The organism is Paracoccus methylarcula, from assembly GCF_003007735.2.
Classification (GTDB): Bacteria; Pseudomonadota; Alphaproteobacteria; order Rhodobacterales; family Rhodobacteraceae; genus Paracoccus; species Paracoccus methylarcula.
This window is the reverse complement of record NZ_PXNQ02000001.1, coordinates 1-12538: the sequence shown is the minus strand read 5'-3', so window position 1 is coordinate 12538 and position 12538 is coordinate 1. Positions and strand designations below refer to the sequence as shown.

Here is a 12538-nt window from a genome sequence, read left to right as displayed (position 1 = left end):
ATGGAAAATCTTTCTAAACCAATTGTCGCTCTGCTAGGAAGCATCGCCGTTTCAGGCGGCGCTTACGCACAAAGCGGTGTTTCAGGGGCGAGTGTGGACCGTCGCAGCCAGTTTCACGACAAGCGCCCCATAGTTGCATCGGAACCCGTGACACCCGGAGCATATGATCCGCACGGGGACTATGCCAGCGACGCCAGCTCAAAGATCGAGCATCTGTTTCTACCGTGGGAAGATGTGGATCTGACGACTCTCGAAGCTGCGGATACCTATGCCCAAGAACGCGGCCGCTCTTTGCTGATCACGGTCGAGCCGTGGTCATGGGCGCGAGACTGGCGCGTCAGCCCCGATGATCTCTTGAATGGAATCCTGGCCGGGCGCTACGATTCCAACATGGCCGCGATCTGTTCATCGGCTGCCAAACTTGAAAGCCCTGTTACGATCCGTTGGGCGCAGGAAATGGAGGATCGTGAGGAAGGGAACTTCACCTGGGCATATTGGAACCCGCAAGGCTATGTGAAGGCCTATCGGCACGTCATCGACATTTGCCGCGAACATCTGCCATCCGCCAAATACATGTGGTCGCCAAAAGGGATGGAGGGGTTGGAAGCCTATTATCCCGGGGATGACTATCTGGATGTCATCGGCCTGTCGGTATTCGGGTATCAGCCCTATGATGAGCTTGAGTTCGGGCGCGATATGACCTTCGCCGAGCGTACGAAGCCAAGTTATGATCGCGTCGCGGGTTTCGGAAAGCCGATCGTGATCGCCGAACTCGGCTATGAAGGAAACGACGATTACGTGCGGGCCTGGGCCGCAGAAGCGAACAAGCCGCACGAAGAGTTTCCCGCGATGACTGCGGTAGTCTATTTCAATGATCGCGAGACTTATCCTTGGCCCAGAGATGTAGGACACCCCGACTGGCGTGTCGCAAATCACCCGCTTGACTGATCCCCAGACATCAAGGGAGTGGCTCGCTCGTCGCCAGACGGTCGAACCCTCCCATCCACCGGGTGAAGGAGGATGAGGGGCAGCAATTCCAGAATATTATGCGGAAACCATGGAAGGTGGAAATCAATGTTTGGAGTGAGTGGAATAACACCGGGATTTCTGACCGAAACCGCTTGGTGTGCAGGTATAAGGGTTGCTGCTCAAATATTTGCTGGCAGGGATTTTTACAATTTTCCCCGAGGAGGCTTTATTATAGCGGACCTGGTCGTTGACCCAGTATTTGACCAGATATACTGAACGCACCCTTTCTTTGGCACCATGATCACCTTCGGCATGGGCGATTGAGGAAAAAGTCGTGAGGGCCATAATCCCGACAGCAACCCCGGCTATCCATCTTCGATTAATGTTAAGGGCCATTGAAGTGGATTTCCTGAACGCCATACAGTTTCCTCAATTATTCCTGGTTTGCAAGCCATGCAGTACATGCACTGTGATTGTGTCGCAGGGCACCGGTTCATAGAGCCTTTTCTAGCAGCCTCGCTCTTCTGTCAACAGACACGGGTCACTCCCCCCTTGCAGAACCCGCTATTCCGCCGCAACATACGGGACTGCATGGCAGCAATAGGCGGATTCTTGCGAGCCGGAGGTGATTCGATCACATTTACTTAGTAGATTAGGTCTTTCTGACCCCTTGCGGACGTACAGTTCGCGTGAGGGGGCACAGCTTTCCCGTCGATTTCACATGTGTCCCGCAACATCGGTGCACTGCCCGATTCCATTTTCTCAGTAGTGGCCTTTTCATGCGACTGCTCGAGATCATGCTGGAGCGTGGATTCGGAGAGACAATAAAATTCAATGAAAACAAACCATTGATTGGTTTTTTCGGACGAGGACATAGGGGGAGAAACTGATGAGCCGAAAACCACATGCTGCGACAGGTGATCTTGCACTGCGGCCACCCTCCGGTGGCGGTGGGTGGTCGCATCAACAATTCACGTTGCTTTCGCGAGGAATCCTTGCGCGTAGCTTCTGTTCAGTGATCTAATGTTCTTGTTGTGATCCATGTTTCGAGAACTTCTGCCCTGGATTGGGTGCCGATAGTTCCGAACAGCTCCATTGAAGATGGATGAAGATGACCAAATGACCCGTCATTCCCTTGCCAGTGCATTGAATATTGCTTCCGAACGAACCGGTGACGTTGTGGATCATGAGATTGCTGCTTTGTTGCGGCGTGCGGCAATCAGAATTCGTAATAGCAACACAGTCATGATTGATGCGGATGTCGATTTCGCGCTTGCCGAAGTGGCGTTCGAGAAGAAAATCGAAAAAGATGAACTTATCCGGCACATCCTCAGAAACTGGGTGCAGGAAAATTACCTGTCGGAAATAACTGAGATCGAAGACAGTAACGAGGCAAGAAAGGGTGCTCGCTTATCGCTAAGGCATTGAGTGAATGCCGCGAGAGTATGTTTATTTTGATGGTGATATCTGTATATGTGGATCGGCAGAGTCACGCCGGAAATCACATTGCAGGTGCTTGATGCTGGTGCGGGATAATCCGATATGTCACGGAATAATTCCGGCGGTGATGATGAACGGTATCGCCACATCTCTGGGCCAGGAGAGGAGATCGGGAGAAATGACTTGGTTCGCACGGAGTTTCCGGTTCCGAATTGCTGCGCAAGAAGGGCAGTGGAGATAGACCGCTGCGGTCGTTTCAGTCACCAGGAACGTTGCGGGGGCGGATATGCTTGGCTGCGCTGCGTATCGGGTTTAACTACATCTACTGAATCTGTGATGAACCGGATGGCTGGTTCGAAACCGAGTTGGCCGTTTTCCTTGATCGCAGATGTTGCATACTCCTTTCTCAATGATTCGCGATCCGGGTTCTGTGGAACGTTCCGGCTTTCCGCTCCGGAAGGCGGGCATGTAATCCGGATGACTCGGTTGAGCGTGTCAACCGGATTGGCGGTGGAAAGATGACGGATCAGCAGTCAGATCGCGCGCCGGCAGCAACGAAGAACATAGATCGCGGCGCTCGACATGAAGGTCAGGCCAGTCGAGATCTTCATGTTCTCTGGAGGAAAGATAGTGAGTCGTCTCAAAGAGTGGCGACGAGACGTGGGCTTTGGCTGGCAGTAGTCGTCTATCTGCTGTTCTCGATCATGGATATCATCATGATTCCTGATATTGCCAGCTACACTATAGCAGCCAGGTTTTTTGTTGCTGTTTTTTCGGTAATTGTTTTGGAGGTACAGTTTCGATCTGACATTGACAGGTATTGGCTGGATCTTACTTGTGCTTCTGCGGTTGTTTTTGGCCACTTGGCATGGCTTGTTCCGTCTGTTGCGACGGGGCATGTCGATAATTTATCGTATTATATCGCCTACGGCGCTCTGTTTCTGATCGGAGCTAATGTATTCTTTACCTTCGGGATTGCTTTGTCCGTTGTGTCTTCTTTCATCATTTTGATCTCTCTCATTATCGTTTCACAGATCGTGTCGCATTCTACTTCCTACGGGATTTCCATGCCTGTATACTTTTTCTCGTGTTATGTTTTTGCATCATACATAAATTGGAGACTAAACAGGGAACGCTATAACGCGTTTCTCAAGTCCGTGGAGGCGAAGAGAAGGGCCAGCGAGCTTAGACGAGCGCTATTGAGGTTGTCGAAAACGGACTCCCTTACGGGGCTGGATAATCGCCGCGCTGTAGATGGGGTGCTGCGAAAATATTGGAATGATTGGCTGATATCGAAAAGAAAGTTCTCGATAATCCTGATCAATATCGATTTTTTCAGGAGCTTCAATGATGCCTGCGGGAGTCAGCAGGGTGATCAGTGCCTGCGTTTTATCGCCGATACGTTGAGGGAGCTGATGAGCCCATACGAGGCAACAATTGGCCGGTATAGTGGAGACGAATTTATTGTAGTCATGCCGAAACAGGAGTGTAAACGGATCTCCGCCCTGTCAGAGGAATTGCGCAGAAGGGTGGAAGGCATGGGTATGCAGTACCGGAATCAATCAGACCAACCTGCTGCTGTGACGGTCAGTGTCGGCGTCTCATATTCCAGGGCAGGGAGCGATGAGAGGCTGGAGAGGGTAATCGACGAAGCAGGTCACGCTCTATACATGGCCAAGGCGGGCGGTGGAAATAGCGTCCGCATATTCGATCCGGAAAATCGCGAAAATATTGATTTCAGCAAGAATATAGCCTCGCTGCTGCGAGTGGCTGTCGGTCGGGACCTCGTGTCGCTCGTATACCAACCCGTAAAAAATGTCGCATCGGGCCGGATAGAAGCATTTGAGGCATTGATGCGTCTGACTGCGCCCGATGGCACCTCTGTTCCGCCATATGTCTTCATACCGATAGCGGAGCGCACGGGGGCAATCCTGGAATTGGGTTACTGGGTGATCCGAAGGGCATGCGAGGAAATTTTGACCAGAGAGCCGGACTCATTGACCGTTAGTATTAATGTTTCACCGGTGCAGCTCATGGCACCTGAGTTTGCGAATTCCGTTACGGCTATTCTCCGGGAAATGGAAGTGCCCGGCGACAGGCTCGTTTTCGAGCTTACCGAGCGATTGGAGATGGAGTCGGAAGAGGATGTCGCCGCCTGTATAAATGATCTCAAGTTACTTGGCATCCGTTTCTGGCTGGATGACTTTGGAACAGGATTTTCTGGTCTTTCCTGGCTTCGTTTTATCGAATTCGATACAGTGAAGATAGATAAAATATTCCTTCGTGACTGTGAAACCCGTGAAGGAAGGAAGATGTTTCGCGATATTGTCCAGCTGGTGAAAAATCGTGGGACGAATATCCTCGTCGAGGGTGTGGAGACCGAAAGGCAAATGGCGATCGTTCGGGAGTTTGAAATAGATTACGCGCAGGGATTCTATATCGGGGCGCCAAAAGCCATCATGCATTTGAAGACGTGACGCCGGAACTCGTGGTGGAGATCGCTGCCGCCATGGGCAGACGCGGGATGGCGGCGGGGCGATGATTTTGTCGAAGTTGTCAGCCATATGGGTATCTGGCAGATTGAATGGCGCGATTTTAAGGCGGCGAACTCCACGTTCTAACACCTGATAAATTGATCGCCCGGGTGGAAAGAAATTGCAAAGATGACCTTTGCGTTACGTGCAAATCTTCCCTGACATACGGCGAAGGGACGATCCGGATTTTCGCAGCACTGACTACTTACGATGACCCGGGATTCCGAAAATATCGATGCCCAGATCAAGAATGCGGATGGAGCGTTTCATATTATCCAACACAAGCGATCGAAACGGAGTCGCAATTACCTTTTCCACGCTGTAAAGTGATACCTGTTCCGGCAAAGAATTGAGCAGCGAAGGGAGCGGCGCCGGACACGTCAAAGAACAATCATTTCGTATCGCGATTTACAGGTGCAAAGTATATTTTTTCAATGAGATGGGGATGATTGGCAGAACAGGATATTGCTATGATCTTCATTCTTTCCGCCTCTGCGGTCGCCATTGCCATCATGCTGCCCATTTTGCTTTGCCTGCGTACTTCCGGAGTGCCGGGTCTGTCGTATTTTTCCGCCTCGGCCGCGCTGGCTTCGATCACCATAGCACTCAGTGCAGGCGGAGAACTGATCCAGAGTAATCTGGTGCCCCTCCTGTCCACACCTCCGATGATTCTGGCGGTGCTTTTGCTGCTGTCGGGATTTCGGAAGTTTGTTTCAAGGCCCGCGCTCCATCCGCTTGCCGTCATTGGTGTTGTCCTGGTGGTTGCGGGTTTCAATACCGTATTCAGCGTGGTGCAGGAAAGCTTCGTGCGAAGGACGTTCGTTGCCGCCGGTTCGGCTGCCGTCATCCTTGCCGCCATCGCCTGGACAATGCTGCATGGATGGCGGGAAGCCAATGCGCCAAAAACGTTTATACTGTTTGCAATCATTTCCAGTGCGGCCGTCTCGGTGCTCTTCTTGCTGCGCTGCGTGACGGCTGTAACGGGTATCGACGGCGCTACCCATTTCACCGACCCGACGCCCTGGAACCTTGCCACCTCCTCGATCCGCATCCTGGCGTTCCCGATCTTGTACCTGTCCGCGATCCTGCTCGTCCTCGGCAGAACTATCACGAGACAGGAACGGTCACTGACATATGATGATTTGACGGGTGCATTGTCACGGCGGGCATTTTTCGACGCCGTCGCTCCCCAACTCGATCACGGTCGTGCGTATCCCGGCGACGCGGTGTTGCTTTTCCTCGATCTCGACCACTTCAAGCAGCTCAACGATCGCTATGGTCACGAGGCGGGAGACAGGGCGCTCAGACATTTCGTCGAGGTCGTATCGAAGGTTCTGCCTTTGCAGGCAAAATTTGGCCGGTTAGGTGGCGAGGAGTTCGGGATCCTGCTTCGGGCAAGTTCCCCCGCGGCCATTTCAATCGCGGATACGATACTGAATGTCCTCAGAAATACTCCTCTCCACATAGATGGGCAGTCGCTCCCCTTGACGGCCAGCATCGGGATCGCCACCCTGCAGCCGGGCGATACGATCGGGGATGTTCTGAAACGTGCCGACGCTGCCCTTTTTCAGGCCAAGACGGGCGGTCGTGATCGTGTTTACCTTGCCGAGAGCTGCGGTGTATCGTTGGAACGTGCGATGTAGCCAGGGCCATGATGGGGCGGCGCTCCAGCCCCTTCCAGATGGTGTAGCCGGTTGCGGGGCCTCGCTAACCACGGAGAAGCTGTGCGTCTCCGTTGATGCTCCCGATGCGTCACTTTTTTTCTGTATGCTTCTCGCTACTATTCTGATTATCGATTATGTTTATCGTAATAGCCATCTTGGTGCCTGCCTGACTGCCGATGATAACCTCGAAGACCAAATATGCGTTGAAGGCTCTGACGGTTCTGGCCGACGAAAAGGCCGGAAACGGGGAATCGTTGCGGATCGAGGAAATCGCCGAGCGCTCGGGAGCCCCAAAGCGATTTCTTGAGCACATCCTTCTGGATTTGAAACGGGCGGGCTTGATCGGCAGCCGGCGGGGGCGCAGGGGCGGCTACGAGTTGATCAAGGATGCCCGAACGATCTCGCTGGCAGTCGTGCTGCGGCTGATAGACGGTCCCATGGCACCACTGCCTTGCTTGTCGCGCAATGCCTATCGGAGATGCGAAGACTGCATTGACGAAGAGACATGCCGGGTCCGGGAAGTCTTCGGCGGCTTCTATTCGGCCTATGTCCTGATGATCGAATCACTGACGCTGGCGGATCTTCAACGTGATGTGCACCAACTGGAACAGTTGATCGAGCCATAGCAATATATTGAAGATCAACGATAATAATCACGACAAAAATAGGCGTGATTTTTCTGTTGCAATACACGATTATATCTGTCGTAATTATCGTGTTGAAGGGGTTCAATGCGCGAACCAACGGCAGAGCACATATCCTGCGGGTCCGCATCTCCTTCGACATGAACTCATATGGGGTCAGAAGAGGAGGTCCCGATGTATCGCACAGTCAAGACTGGAACCCATGTGCTTGCGCAGGGAACATTCGTCCGCCGTCACAGCGATGGCAGGATCGAGATCAACCTTGGCGACAGGCATGTCATCGGCCTGCCCATCGATACCGATGACAACACCGGGCCTGGCAATGCCGTCACGCGTCTGTTCGGCACGGGCTATTGGCGAGGCGGGCTGTTTGCGGCGCTTGCAGGTGATCGTCATCGAGCCCGATCCGTCGCAATTCTGCTCCTGCGGTTGCAAGACCGTACGTATGGGTGAGCAAATCATCGAGAAACTGGCGCATAAACCCGCCGAAATCTATGTGATTGAAGAACGGTACCCCAAATACACTTGCCGGAACTGCGATCGTTTCGTGCAGGCGCAAACCCCGGATCGCGCGATCGACTATTCACGTTTCGACACCAGCTTGGTCGTTGCGATTCTGGTCGCAAAATATGCTGATTTTTTACCCCTGTACCGACTCGAGCAGATCTTCGGTCGTTCAGGTGTTCAACTAAACCGGGCAACCCTCGGTCGATTAACCATGAGGGCTGGCGACGTCCTTAGGCCGATTTATGACGCACTGATCGCCGATCTGAAGTCCGGCCCCAAGTTGTTCGCGGACGAGACGGCCATCCCCTTGCTGGTCCCGGGTTTGGGCAGAACCAAGAACTGCTACGCGTGGGCCATGTGCCGGGACGATCGACGTTGGAAGGGTAACCTGCCGCCGGCTGTTACTTTTCATTTTGCCCAGTCCAGAGAGGGAAAACATGGCGAGGATTTCTTAGTTGGCTTCCACGGCATCCTACAGGTCGACGCCTATGGCGGCTATAACCGTCTGACACGTGCCGATTATCCCGGTGGACCGTTAACACTGGCCTATTGCTGGGCCCATGCCAGGCGCAAGTTCTGGGATATATCGCAAAGCACGAAGTCTGTCGAAGCCCGCAAGGTCCTAGAAATGATCGGCAAGTTATATGTGATCGAAAAAGAGCTGAAAGGGCAACCCGCACTTGTGCGGCAAACGGTTCGCGCCACTCGCAGCGCGCCGATCATCGATGAATTGTTCCGGTATCTCGAAGAACTTAGCAGCCAGATCCTGATGAAATCCAAGCTTGGCGAGGCGATCAGCTACACGTTGAAGCTGCGTGACGGGCTGCGTGTTCTTCTGTCTGATGGCCGGGTGGAGATCGACAACAATCCGGTGGAAAACACGATCCGGCCGCTCGCACTTCTGCGAAAGAACGCGCTCTTCGCGGGGTCGGAGTTTGGCGGCGAAGTCTGGGCGATCGTGTGCAGCTTGCTTGGAACCTGTAAGCTGAATTGCATCGAACCGCATGCTTATTTCACATGGGTCTTCGAGCAGGTCGCGAACAAGTTGCCACGATCACAATATGACAAACTATTACCGTGGCATTGCCCGAAAGGTCGGCACAACGGCCGGCCACCGTGACCCTGTCAGCACTTGGGGTTTAGCACGTTGACAAAACTAGGAGAAATTTGACCCGTTTGCCGTTGAACAGGCATTCCCAAACGTATCGCCTCAACCGGCATCCGGTGGACTGTTTTCGGCAGTTATTGTCCAAACTTGTTTCGCTCGTCGCGAGGCACCGGGGGCACAGAACAGGGATACGGCATAAGCCAGTTCCTTTTGCTCCTGCCGCACCACCAACCGACCTGACGCGATGTCTGCTTCGACCAATGTCTCGGGCAGGACACCTCGGGCCGGTCCGGCCAGGCAATGTGCCCGTATATACGCGGCCATGCCATGTGGTATTTCTTCCGTGACCGGCAGTTCGCAGCGACAAACCTGCCATATTTGTCCAATATAAGTTAGCGGATGCGAGATATGCAAAGGCAGCGCGGTATGACGTGGCGTGTCAGGCGGTTCCACGATTACCAGCCGTTCAGTCGCAATGTCGGCAGATCGAAACACTCTGAAGTCTTCGTCTATCTGTACCTTCGGGTGACGCGTGACGAGGGCAAGATCAATCTCTGATCGCGCCAACATTCGCGCCGCCATATCATGATTGGCAATCCGAGGCGCGAAATGGATGCTGGAAAACCTATGCGAGAGCCATTCCTTGAACTGTGGAAACACCGCTACCGTCGCACTATGCGGCATGACGATGGACACGCCCCCTTCGTCAGGACTCCAGGGAGACGATTGTCCGCGGAATATCTCGATTTCCGAAAGGATTTGCCGCGCCTTGGGAAGGAAATCTTCTCCTGCCTTGGTCAGCGAAAGCGGACGCTGCGCCGGTTGATCAATAATCGGCCGAGATATTCCTCTAGACCGCGCAGGCGCTTGCTCAGGTTGGATTGTGTAGTGTTCCGCCGGTCAGCTGCCAACGTCATGTTCAGCGTTTCCGCAACGCACAGAAAATCACGCAATTGCTCAATATTCATATGCCTGCCGTCGGTGAGTTTGCTTACAGCAAGCACCTGCGGAAGGTGTTCCGTCAAGCAACTTCACTTCAATGCACCATCCGAGCCGAACAGCACGCTCAGTAATCCGTCGCGGGCAATCGCCCCCGGTGTATTTTCCGGGCGCTCGCTGAACCGCAGCAATCGGGCGAAAACGACTGTGCGATCGTCCTTTTCTGCCCATCCGACATACCAGCCGAATGGCTGTCCCTTCAACAACTCCCCGTCATCGCTGAACGGCAGGCCAGCACCTGTCTTGCCGTAGATGTGCCAGCCCCTCGGCTGCTGGTCGAGTTGCATAAGCCGCTTGGTTTGCTCGACAGCGGTGGGGTCGACCGGAAGTTTGCCTTCGATCATGCGTGTCAGAAAATCGACCTGCTCCCTCGGGGAAATCTGCAAAGACGAACTGAGCCATGCATGAGTTAGCCCGTTGTCTTTGTCCACATCACCCGAGACGTCTCCATTGCCGTAATCGAAGGCATCGACATAAGCTTCGAATGTTTTGGCTCCGAGACGTTCGGTTGTGAGTTGCGAAAACCACACAACAGAATCCCGCATCCAGCTTTGTGGTGTGGTCACCTGCCGCCATTTCGGGTTCCAATCGACATATCCTTCTTTGAACGGCCATTTGGGCTCTGACAGCGAGGTGAAGATCCCACTGTCGAAACCCATGAGGCTGATCGCAACCTTGAAGGTTGAGGCCGAAGAAATGCGTTTGTTGCATTCGCCCTCCTGCAAGACAGTTTTGTCCGACCCGATTTCGATTGCGACAGTGCAGATCACGCGCTCTTTTGCCGCCGCCGAAAAACTGAGCACAATCAATGCGACGGTCGCGAGGATTATCTTTCTCATGGATTGTCCTTTCCTGCCTCGACCGCAAGATACAGTGAGCCAGACTGAATAATCCAAGTCATTTTCCGACTGCTTTAGCGCCATTCTGGAATGGTTAACGTTCGACCAGTTGGATATTGACCAGTGGGTCCTGGCGTTCCGTATGACTGGAGTTGATCAAGCGCTGTGAAGATCGGCCATTTAAGCTCCGCGATCATTGATCGAGTATGCGGATTCGGCTGTTTGCGCAGGAAAATCATGATAAATCAAAATCTTCATATTGGCGCGTAGCGCCAATATACAAGGAGAGCAGTCCCGTGGGAAGGTCTCAAGATCGGGATCAGTTGCAACGCTTACAACTGTTCAATGATTGGCGGAAATCCCAGGGCCATGATCCCGTCACCTTGCGGCAATCCCATGGCGGATCGGGCGGACAGGCATGTGCCGTGATCGACGGGCTTGAGGCGACGGTGGTCACCCTGGCGTTGTCGGCGGATATCTCGGCCATCGCGGAAAGGACCGGAAAGATTCCCGAGGATTGGCAATCCCGCCTGCCGCATAATTCCTCGCCTTATACCTCGACCATCGTGTTTCTGGTCCGCGAGGGGAATCCGAAAGGGATCGAGAATTGGGGTGACCTGGCCCGGCACGATGTCGAGGTGATCACCCCGAATCCGAAAACCTCGGGCGGAGCCCGGTGGAACTTCATGGCCGGATGGGCATGGGCGCTAACGGGGAACACCTGCCATTTGTAGATGAGGGCTCTCGCAACCTGACCCTCTTGCTCGACCTGCTGGATAGTCACCTCGCCGGTATTCAGCTTCTCGATGATGAATTTCTTGAAGCCGGACGACCAGATGCGGCGTCCGGTTGAACTGATAGGGATCGTAAAGCCGAATGGCTGGAAGGATGGGGTGTCTTTGGTCATGCTGTCCTCCGGGTTCGAGGCAGCTTAGCATGAACACAGACCAGTCTTTCAGAGTCTGTGACGGGGGTCAGATGCAACGCTTACGACTCGGCTGTTTGCGCAGAAAAATAATAATAAATCAAAATCGTCATATTGGCGCGTAGCGCCAATATACAATGAGAAAAGCCCCGTGGGAAGGTCTCAAGATTGGGGTCAGATGCAACGCTTACGATAAAACCTGGGTATCGTGGATCCAGGCGCGGTGAATGACCAGACCAAGCGTTTCGAGATTTGGAAATGCGAAAGCCCCGCCCCTTTCGAAGTCGGGGCTTTCCGATTTCGGCTTAATGCATTGTTATATAGTGATTATCAGCGAGTTATGCTGGCATTGGTTTCGGGGGGGGCCACAACCACCGATACCAACATTCGCTGCAAGTTATTGTATAATATATATAAAGTAGTTTCTTTACTTCAGTCAATGCCAGTTCAAGATCGTCAGACAGAACGTGGAGGGCTCCTGCAGGTACTCAAACCATTCAGCCAGGCGCACGATCTGATCATGGGCCCAGCCTTTGCAGTGGTCAAAAGGGCCGATGAATTCAATCACAAGACCAAGCGCCGCAACGAAATGCTGCAAACCAACTCCAGCATTTTCTAGATCATCGAGCGGGGCTGGGTGCAGTCTCATCAACGAGCCCATCCGGGATTGCTTATCGATCCGCGTCGATCGCAAACTCAGCTCAACCAACGCATTCGACATGCAAAACCGCTGAATATTTTCATAGCAAACGCCGCACAATCTCACGCCCGGCCAAGCTTCTCCAGCCGCGCAGAGCGCAACCGGGCGAAATCATCCCCTGCGTGATAGGAGGAGCGGGTCAATGGCGTGGCCGAAACCATCAGGAAACCCTTGCCATAGGCCGATTTTTCGTAACCCGCGAATTCCTC

Annotated in this window: 12 protein-coding genes and 2 pseudogenes; 7 read left to right on the top strand and 7 right to left on the bottom strand. The window is 53.4% G+C overall.

Annotated elements, in window-relative coordinates; genetic code table 11:
• Complete coding sequence (locus tag A7A09_RS00070; protein WP_106689247.1) at positions 1–948, top strand: glycoside hydrolase family 26 protein; 948 nt, start codon at positions 1–3, stop codon at positions 946–948.
• A 123-nt stretch (positions 949–1071) separates the two neighbouring features.
• Here A7A09_RS00070 and A7A09_RS20960 read toward each other — a convergent pair whose 3' ends face one another.
• Positions 1072–1365, bottom strand: a complete 294-nt coding sequence (locus tag A7A09_RS20960; protein ID WP_211340995.1) for a hypothetical protein — start codon at positions 1363–1365, stop codon at positions 1072–1074.
• A 723-nt stretch (positions 1366–2088) separates the two neighbouring features.
• Here A7A09_RS20960 and A7A09_RS20460 point away from each other — a divergent pair.
• From A7A09_RS20460 to A7A09_RS00040, 4 genes are all read left to right on the top strand, one after another.
• Positions 2089–2397: a hypothetical protein gene (locus A7A09_RS20460; RefSeq protein ID WP_148043589.1), complete on the top strand. Its 309-nt coding sequence runs from the start codon at positions 2089–2091 to the stop codon at positions 2395–2397.
• Between the two features lie 530 nt (positions 2398–2927).
• Positions 2928–4886 carry a putative bifunctional diguanylate cyclase/phosphodiesterase gene (locus A7A09_RS00050; protein ID WP_106689244.1) on the top strand — a complete coding sequence of 653 codons (1959 nt, stop codon included), beginning with the start codon at positions 2928–2930 and terminating at the stop codon, positions 4884–4886.
• A gap of 527 nt (positions 4887–5413) precedes the next feature.
• Positions 5414–6586: a GGDEF domain-containing protein gene (locus A7A09_RS00045; protein ID WP_106689243.1), complete on the top strand. Its 1173-nt coding sequence runs from the start codon at positions 5414–5416 to the stop codon at positions 6584–6586.
• A gap of 197 nt (positions 6587–6783) precedes the next feature.
• On the top strand, positions 6784–7233 hold the full coding sequence (locus A7A09_RS00040) for an RrF2 family transcriptional regulator (RefSeq protein ID WP_106689242.1): 450 nt from the start codon (positions 6784–6786) through the stop codon (positions 7231–7233).
• A 174-nt stretch (positions 7234–7407) separates the two neighbouring features.
• Here A7A09_RS00040 and A7A09_RS20685 read toward each other — a convergent pair whose 3' ends face one another.
• Positions 7408–7647: a hypothetical protein gene (locus A7A09_RS20685; protein ID WP_170166972.1), complete on the bottom strand. Its 240-nt coding sequence runs from the start codon at positions 7645–7647 to the stop codon at positions 7408–7410.
• Between A7A09_RS20685 and tnpC the strand changes: the two genes are divergently transcribed.
• A complete protein-coding gene (tnpC, locus tag A7A09_RS00035) occupies positions 7637–8878 on the top strand; it encodes an IS66 family transposase (RefSeq protein WP_170166971.1) in 1242 nt (413 codons plus the stop codon). The two genes, A7A09_RS20685 and tnpC, sit on opposite strands and share 11 nt — an antisense overlap.
• A gap of 90 nt (positions 8879–8968) precedes the next feature.
• Here tnpC and A7A09_RS00030 read toward each other — a convergent pair whose 3' ends face one another.
• The 3 genes from A7A09_RS00030 to blaOXA form a co-directional block, all read right to left on the bottom strand.
• Entirely contained in the window at positions 8969–9562 is a 594-nt protein-coding gene (locus A7A09_RS00030) for a type 2 periplasmic-binding domain-containing protein (protein ID WP_106689240.1), read from the bottom strand.
• 101 nt (positions 9563–9663) lie between these two features.
• Positions 9664–9891 (bottom strand): helix-turn-helix domain-containing protein, encoded by a 228-nt coding sequence (locus tag A7A09_RS00025; RefSeq protein WP_106689239.1) that lies wholly within the window; start codon positions 9889–9891, stop codon positions 9664–9666.
• A 6-nt stretch (positions 9892–9897) separates the two neighbouring features.
• Positions 9898–10704 (bottom strand): class D beta-lactamase, encoded by an 807-nt coding sequence (blaOXA, locus tag A7A09_RS00020; RefSeq protein WP_170166970.1) that lies wholly within the window; start codon positions 10702–10704, stop codon positions 9898–9900.
• A gap of 338 nt (positions 10705–11042) precedes the next feature.
• On the opposite strand from blaOXA, the pseudogene A7A09_RS21215 reads away from it, so the two are divergent.
• Positions 11043–11411, top strand: a pseudogene (locus A7A09_RS21215) (sulfate ABC transporter substrate-binding protein); the annotation flags it as partial.
• A gap of 654 nt (positions 11412–12065) precedes the next feature.
• Here A7A09_RS21215 and A7A09_RS00010 read toward each other — a convergent pair.
• Positions 12066–12350 (bottom strand): hypothetical protein, encoded by a 285-nt coding sequence (locus A7A09_RS00010; RefSeq protein WP_106689236.1) that lies wholly within the window; start codon positions 12348–12350, stop codon positions 12066–12068.
• A gap of 41 nt (positions 12351–12391) precedes the next feature.
• A pseudogene (locus A7A09_RS00005) lies at positions 12392–12538 on the bottom strand (lipoyl synthase); the annotation flags it as partial.